General features: G+C 61.6%; 7 protein-coding genes. All 7 read left to right on the top strand.

What is annotated here, in order from left to right:
• Positions 1-317 precede the first annotated feature (317 nt).
• The 7 genes from U9R81_RS00990 (at position 318) to U9R81_RS00960 (ending at position 7,039) form a co-directional block, all read left to right on the top strand.
• Positions 318-2,006, top strand: coding sequence for a long-chain fatty acid--CoA ligase (locus tag U9R81_RS00990; RefSeq protein WP_322493681.1), 1,689 nt, complete (start codon positions 318-320; stop codon positions 2,004-2,006).
• A 95-nt stretch (positions 2,007-2,101) separates the two neighbouring features.
• Entirely contained in the window at positions 2,102-2,278 is a 177-nt protein-coding gene (locus tag U9R81_RS00985) for a DUF2281 domain-containing protein (protein ID WP_322493680.1), read from the top strand.
• Complete coding sequence (locus U9R81_RS00980) at positions 2,208-2,555, top strand: type II toxin-antitoxin system PemK/MazF family toxin (RefSeq protein ID WP_322493679.1); 348 nt, start codon at positions 2,208-2,210, stop codon at positions 2,553-2,555. The genes U9R81_RS00985 and U9R81_RS00980 overlap by 71 nt, the downstream gene beginning before the upstream one ends.
• A 158-nt stretch (positions 2,556-2,713) precedes the next feature.
• Complete coding sequence (locus U9R81_RS00975) at positions 2,714-4,234, top strand: SPFH domain-containing protein (RefSeq protein ID WP_322493678.1); 1,521 nt, start codon at positions 2,714-2,716, stop codon at positions 4,232-4,234.
• Positions 4,231-5,463 (top strand): SPFH domain-containing protein, encoded by a 1,233-nt coding sequence (locus U9R81_RS00970; RefSeq protein ID WP_322493677.1) that lies wholly within the window; start codon positions 4,231-4,233, stop codon positions 5,461-5,463. Before U9R81_RS00975 ends, U9R81_RS00970 begins: the two co-directional genes overlap by 4 nt.
• Positions 5,464-5,514: 51 nt before the next feature.
• A complete protein-coding gene (locus U9R81_RS00965) occupies positions 5,515-6,699 on the top strand; it encodes an XRE family transcriptional regulator (protein WP_322493676.1) in 1,185 nt (394 codons plus the stop codon).
• Entirely contained in the window at positions 6,686-7,039 is a 354-nt protein-coding gene (locus U9R81_RS00960) for a type II toxin-antitoxin system PemK/MazF family toxin (protein WP_322493675.1), read from the top strand. Before U9R81_RS00965 ends, U9R81_RS00960 begins: the two co-directional genes overlap by 14 nt.
• The last annotated feature ends 123 nt before the right edge of the window (positions 7,040-7,162 follow it).

Below are 7,162 nucleotides of genomic sequence, written 5' to 3'. Positions count from 1 at the left end.
CCCCCAGCCGCGCTGGGAGCCGCCCGACCGAAGCCATCTCCCACGATAGCGGGAACAATACCTAAAAGGATTTTCATGCGGCCTCACGGGGGATGGCTTCGCTGCGGGGCAGCGCGTTGCGCTACCCCTCCGCTCGCAATGACAGTGGGGGAGAAGCCGGAATCTAGGGACGCACCCCGCTGCGCAGGCTGCTGGCCCTCACCCGCCACGGCGCAACAACCGTATCGAGTGCGGCAGTTTGACTACCGCACTCCATACTGAGCAAGTTTTTGCTACAATCGTAAGTGTCATCACCCGCTCACCAAAGGAACGCCTGCATGAGCGCCGATCTCTTTGCCACCCGCCCGTGGCTGCGCCATTACGATCCGGGAGTGCCGACCACCCTCGCCATCACGCCAGCGCCACTGCCCGAACTCTTGCGCCACGCTGCCGATCGTTTCGCTACCACGACTGCGATCGCATTTTATGGCCGCACCCTTAGCTACGCTCGTTTGTGGGAGGAGGCCAACCACTTTGCCCGCGGCTTGCTGGCGATCGGGTTCCAACCCGGCGAGCGGGCAGTGATCTTGCTGCCCAATATCCCACAGGCGGTGATCGCTTACTATGGCGTGCTGCTGGCCGGCGGGATCGTGGTGCTGGCCAACCCGATCTTCGACGCTGAAGGCTTTGCCCACGAAGTGCGCGACTCGGAAGCGACCACCGTCATCGCACTGAGCATGTTTTACCGGCTGGTCGAGCAGGTGCGGGCCGAGCTGCCCTTCCCCCGCCTGATCTACACTAACCTGAAAGAGTATCTTCCTTCCAGCCAGCGCATCCTCTTTACTCTGCTGCGCCAAGAGCGCGAAGGCCACCGCGTGCCCGCCGAGCAAGCCGCCCAAGCCCACTGGTTTCAGCACGTCTTGGCTGCCGGCGTGGATGGCGATCTGCCTGCGTTGCGCGCCGATGATCCGGCGGTCATCCTCTATACCAGCGGCACCACCGGCGCCGCCAAAGGCGTCGTGCACCGCCACGCCAGCCTCTACGCCAACACTTGCCAAACGCGGGCATGGTACGCCGGCGCTGATGAAGGCAATGAACGGGTGCTCTGCGCGATCCCCTTCTCGCATGCCTACGGGATGACCGCCTGCATGAACACTGGTATCGCGCTCGGTGCAACGCTCATCTTGCTGCCGACCTTCGAGACGCACAATGTCTTGCATACCATCCGGCGCGAACGGCCCACCTTTTTTCCCGGCGTGCCGCCGATGTACGCGGCGCTGAACGAAGTGCGCGACGTGCGCAAATATGGCCTCTCGTCGTTGAAGAGCTGTCTGAGCGGCGCGGCCCCGTTGCCGATTGAGGTGCAAGAGGGTTTCGAGCGCATCACCCGTAGCCGGTTGGTCGAGGGGTATGGCTTGACGGAAGCCGGGCCGGTGACTCATGCCAACCCGTTGCGCGGCGCGCGGCGGGCCGGTACGATCGGTCTGCCGCTGCCCAACACCGAAGCGCGAATTGTTGATATACAGAGCGGGGTCGATCTGCCGCCGGGAGCGATCGGCGAACTGTTGGTGCACGGCCCGCAACTGATGGCCGGCTATTGGCGCAACCCACAGGCGACTGCCGATACCATCACTGCCGATGGCTGGCTGCGCACCGGCGATGTGGCTCGCATGCTGCCCGACGGCTATTTTCAGATTATCGAGCGCAAGAAAGAGATGATCATCGCCGGCGACTACAACATCTACCCGCGTGATCTGGAAGAGGCGCTCTACGAACACCCAACGGTGATCGACGCGGCGGTGGTCGGCGTGCCGCTCCCCGATGGCCGCACCGAAATCCGCGCCTTCGTCGTCACCCGGCCCGGCGAGCGGGTCAGCGAAGCCGAGGTCTTTGCCTTTCTGCGCGAACGGCTCAATCTGCCGGTGATGCCGGAAACGATCGAATTCCGCGAGGCGCTGCCGCGCAGTTTCATCGGCAAACTGCTGCGCTGGCGGCTGGTCGAAGAGTCGTTGCAGCGGGAGCGGTAGGATTGGCAGCGGGCCAACAAGCTTCTGCTAGGATTGACAAGCCAGTGACACATGGTACCCATAAGCGATGAACCGATACCAGTGGAGGGCAACTGATGACGATTGAAGAACAGATCTACCGCTATGCGCAGCAACTCCCCCCGGAGCTGCGCGCCGAGCTGCTCGATGTTGCTGAGTATTTGGCGCTGAAGGCTGAGCAGCGTGAGCGGCAGCTTTGGAACGCTTTCTCAACAGATCATCATATTTCAATTTCCACACACCGATCTTACTGAAGGGAAATTGCGTCCTGCACTCTTGTTGGCAAAACTTCCCGGCGAATATGATGATTGGCTGCTTTGTATGATCTCATCACAACTTCGGCACTATATCGCTGGATTCGATGAATTGGTTTGGGACAGTGATGAGGATTTCGTTCAAAGCGGCCTGAAAGTTCCAAGTGTGATTCGGGTAGGGCGTTTAGCAGTCGTATCTGGCAATATGCTTCTTGGTGCGATTGGTGAAATTGCTCCAGAGCGGCTCATTCGGGTGAAACAAGCGCTTTCTCGTTAGCTTTGGCAGGCATGATGAAGCTCGCCGGCCTTCTCATAGAAGAGAACCTGCTGCCGCCATTTCCCCGCAACGTTTGCTACACTACATCCGTACATTCCATTTGCAGACGCGATCTGCACTCCTGTGCGCCAACGTGAGAGAAGAGAAAGGAGAACGGTATGAACCGGCTCCAGCGCGGGTTGAGCGCCGCGCAGCAGTTATTAGAAAGCGGGGAGCTGGAGCAGTTGCAGATTAAAGCGAGCGATTTCATCTCGCAACGGTCGGGTAATGAAAGCGGCGCCACCCGGATCGAGCAGATGAGCGTGATGCTCGATGAAGCGGCGGAGCTGCTCAACCGCAATTTGCAGCAGCGTGACCAGAGTGGTCAAGTGGCCAATGTCATCTCGCCGGTGGTCATCCCGCGCGATCCGCGCTCGGCGGTGTGGGTAGCGGTGACAGCCATTCTGGTGGTGGCGGGGCTGTTCGGCTGGCTGATTAGCGCGGCGGTCGATTTCGTCTCGTTCGGCTTCACTAACCTGACACTGGTCTTTTTTGGCCCGCACTACTGGCTACTGGTGGCTGGCTACGTCGTCTATAGTCTCTGGCGTAACACCTTCATCATGGTGCCCGACGGCTGCCAAGCTCTGATCACCCGCTTCGGCAAGCTGGAAGAGATCGCGCCAGCGGGCCGCAAGGTGCTGCTCGATCCGTGGAAGCGGGTCAGCTACATTGTCAATGTCACCCGCGAATACCCCTACAACGCGCCGATCCGCGAAGCGCCGACCGCCTCGCGGGTGAATGCTTCGGTCGATCTCTTTTTGCAGTTTAAGATCGAAGACCCGGCGGCGTTCATCTTTACCCTCGGCGGCGCGAAGGGGTTTCAAGAGAAGTTGCAGAACGCGGTCAGCGAAGTGACCCGTGCCTTGATTTACGAGCAGCGGGCTGAAGCGATCTACAATTTGGTCGGCGAGAGCACCCAAAACCTGCTCGACACGCTGAACCAGCAGTTTTTGCCAGCGGTGCGCTTTGTGAACGCCAACATCACCCACGCCGAGCCGTCGAGCCAAGAGTATCGCATCGACCTCGCCAAGCCGGAGATGATCCGGGTGGCGAAAGAGGCCTACACCTACGAATACGAGCTGGCGCTGCGCAAAGAGCAGGATGAGGGTGATCTCAACCGCGAGCTGACCAGTCTGCGCGAGCAGTTGTCAGCTATCCGGGCCGAGATTGCGACGTTTCAGGCCCAAATCGACACCGCGCGCGAAAAAGAGGCCTACCGGGCCAGCGCTTATGCTAGCCAGTTGCTGAGCGAGGCCGAGAGCACGGCGCGGGCCAACGCCGCCCTGCTCGAAGCGCAGGCGCTCGATATTCGCGCCGTCGGCGCAGCGATATACCCCGAAATCTTGCAGTACCGCTACCAGCAAGACATTCTCGACCGGCTGGAAGCGGTGGCCGGCCATCTGCCGCAGATCGTACAGGTAGGAGGCGGGGCCGAGGCCGCCATCGACTATCTGGCGATTGCGCAACGCATGCTGGGCATTGTCGATACCGAACTCTATTCACCAGATGATGTCGCCGCCATCCGCAGCCGCATGCACGAGATCCGGCAACGGATTCAGGCTCGCGCTGAACAGATCAAGCAAGTGGTAGCCGCCGAAGGCGAAGCCGCCCAACCAGTGGCGAAAGGAGAAAGCCAATGACCGACACTCGCCGCGAATTTTCGCGCATCCGCGAGGCCGTCGCGACGTGGAGCCGCATCCGGCAACTGCTCCGCTCTGGCGACGAGGGCCAACTGGTGCCGGTGGTCATCCCGCAAGACCGCCGGCGGGCGCGTTGGCTGCTGCCACTGGCGATCAGCCTCTACCTGCTGGGAGTGGCTGTGTTCAGCGGCGGCTTCTTCGGCCTGCTCGCGATCGTCCTCGCCTTCCTCTTCCTCATCGCTGCCGTCGCCTCGTTCATCCTCGGCGCGATTGTTGAAATCGAGCAAGGCACCACCGGCATCCTCTCGCGCTGGGGCCAGATCGTCGGCATCCTCACGCCGGGCCGGCACTACCTCTGGTGGCCGTGGGAAAAGGTCGAAGCGGTGGTTGACACCAGCACCGAGATTCCGTATACCGCGCCGGTGATGGCCGCGCCGACCCGCGAGAATGTGCCGCTTAAATCGATCGAATTTTTCCTCAAATTCCGGATCGAAGACCCGATCGCGTTTGTGCGCCGGCTCGGCGCAAGCAACTTCGATCTGGTGCTGAGCAGCGCGGTGCAAGACGCCATCCGCCAGCGCGCGCGCCGGGTCGAGACCGAGCGCGCCTACGACTTACGCGGCAGCGATGTCGGCGACATGCAAGAGCTGCTCAACCGGCAATTGGCCCGCTACGGCGTGCGCATCACCGGCGCCAACATTCCCGACGTGCAGTTGCCCGACCAGTACCAGCAGCATCTGGCGACCCGCGAGCGAGTGGCGAAGGAGCTGCAAGCCTACGAACGCGAGTGGGAACTGATTAAGAAGCAGCGGATCGACAATCTGCGGCTTGAGATCGAGCGGGCCAAGAAGGTGCGCGACGCCAAGCTGGTCGAGGTGCGCGCTGCGATCAACAAGGCCCGTGAAGACGTGGCCCGCATGCTGCAAGAAAAAGAGACCGAAGCGCAGCGGGTGCGCTGGGAGATCGAGGCTCGTGGGAGGGCGACGTTGCGGCAGGCCGAAAACGAAGCGCGCGGGTTGGAATACCTTGGCCAAGCCTACCAAGACAACCGCGCCGTCTTGCAATACGAACTGGCCCGCCGCCGCTTGCAAGTGGCCGAAACGCTGATGAAACACGCGCCGCGCCCGATCGTGGTGCAGAGTGACGGCGGCGATACCTCGGCGCTGACCACCCTGATCACGGCCCAATTGTTGCCGAAATTGGCCAACGCCACTGGCGACGCCGGTTGACAACCCGCCATCCATCACTGATAATTGTCAACCAAGAGGAGGTGTATAGCCATGATCCACCAGCGGTTGCGCCAATTGCGACTGGCGCGCGGTATGAGTCTTGACGATCTGGCGGAAGCGACGGGCCGGATCGTCACCCGCCAAGCCATTTCCAAATACGAACACAGGCAGGCGCAGCCGTCGCCGGTAGTGTTGCAGCGGTTAGCGCAGGCGCTCCGTGTGCGCCCCTCTGAATTGCTCGATAGCCGCGACGTACCGATCGAACTCATTGCCTACCGCAAACGCGCGTCGCTGAGCAAACGGCAGCAAGAGCAGATGGCAGCCTTGGCGCATGAGGCGCTGCGTGATCGCTTGTATCTGCAAGAGCTGATCGGCGAGCCGGCTCGCCTCAATGTGCCGCTGTTCGAGTACGACATTGCTAGCCTCGACGACGCCGAGCAGGCCGCTGCCGATCTGCGCACGCGCTGGGAGCTAGGCAGCGCGCCGATCGCCAATCTCACCGACACACTGGAGGATCACGGCCTGCACGTCATCGTGCTCGCGGCGGTCGATGGGTTCGATGGCGTCGCTGCCATCGCCCGCACTGAAGACGGCGTACCCCTTGCCGCAGCGGTGATCGGGAAGCGTAGCCACGATGGCGCGCGCTGGCGCATGAATCTAGCTCACGAGCTGGCTCATCTGGTGTTGCAGCCCTCAGCCGATCTCAACGAAGAACAAGCTGCGTTCCGTTTTGCGGCGGCCTTGCTGGCTCCGGCGAATGATCTGCGCCACCATATCGGCGAATATCGCAACCACCTTCATCTCGAAGAGTTGCTGTTACTCAAGCGCCATTTCGGTATGAGCATTCAAGCCCTGCTCTACCGCCTGCAAACGCTGGGGATTATCAACCAGCGCCTCTATCGCTCGTTAATGAGCGAGCTGAGCGAACGCGGGTGGCGCACTGCTGAACCAGAACCGCTGCCGCTGGAAGAGCCGCTGTGGTTGCGGCGAGCCACATTGCGCGCGCTGGCCGAAGAGTTGATCGATCCTGCTGAGGCAAGCCGCTTGCTCGGCGAAGCAATGCCGGAGCCAGAACCGGCGAAGCGTGCTGTGACGGAAAAGCGTTGCCAGCATCTGCTCCAGCAACCGCTGGAGGCGCGCCACGCAGCGCTGGCCGAGCAAGCGGCTGCTGCTGCCGATCTCTACAAAGTTCCCGCCACCATAGCCAGCGAGGTCGTCACAAGTGAGCACGCCTAATGCCCCCCGGCGCGGCGAGATTTGGCAAGCCGATCTCGGCGATGGCAGCTTGACGCCGGTCGTTATCGTCAGCTCCAATGCCCTTAGTAACTTACCGCTACGCCTTGTCGCCCCTTTGCGCCCATGGGAGGATCGGTTTGAAAGCCTGAGCTGGATGCAACGAATCGAAGGGCGCTGGCCGGCCCAGTTAGGCAAACCACACGCCGCCGACTTGTTGCAACTGCGCAGCATCGAGGTTAGCCGGCTGCGGAAACAGATTGGGCGGGCGCCGGCGTCAACCATGGATGAGATTGCGGCGGCGATTGCGCTGGTGGTAGATTATCATCCGGCGCAGACGTAAGTGAGGATGCCAAACCTGCACTGTCGTACACCGGATACAACTCACGCATACCATCATGACCACCACATCGCAACCCTTTACGATCAACCCCGGCGCGCTGCTGGCGAGCGCGCCGGCGACGGC

This window comes from Chloroflexus sp. (assembly GCF_034435895.1).
Taxonomy (GTDB): Bacteria; Chloroflexota; Chloroflexia; order Chloroflexales; family Chloroflexaceae; genus Chloroflexus.
This window is presented reverse-complemented; position numbering and strand designations above follow the sequence as displayed.

Excerpts from the sequence above, each read along its gene's own strand:
- U9R81_RS00985 (WP_322493680.1), top strand. The coding sequence starts at position 2,102 with ATGACGATTGAAGAACAGATCTACCGCTATGCGCAGCAACTCCCCCCG.
- U9R81_RS00970 (WP_322493677.1), top strand. The coding sequence starts at position 4,231 with ATGACCGACACTCGCCGCGAATTTTCGCGCATCCGCGAGGCCGTCGCG.
- U9R81_RS00965 (WP_322493676.1), top strand. The coding sequence starts at position 5,515 with ATGATCCACCAGCGGTTGCGCCAATTGCGACTGGCGCGCGGTATGAGT.
- U9R81_RS00990 (WP_322493681.1), top strand. The coding sequence starts at position 318 with ATGAGCGCCGATCTCTTTGCCACCCGCCCGTGGCTGCGCCATTACGAT.
- U9R81_RS00975 (WP_322493678.1), top strand. The coding sequence starts at position 2,714 with ATGAACCGGCTCCAGCGCGGGTTGAGCGCCGCGCAGCAGTTATTAGAA.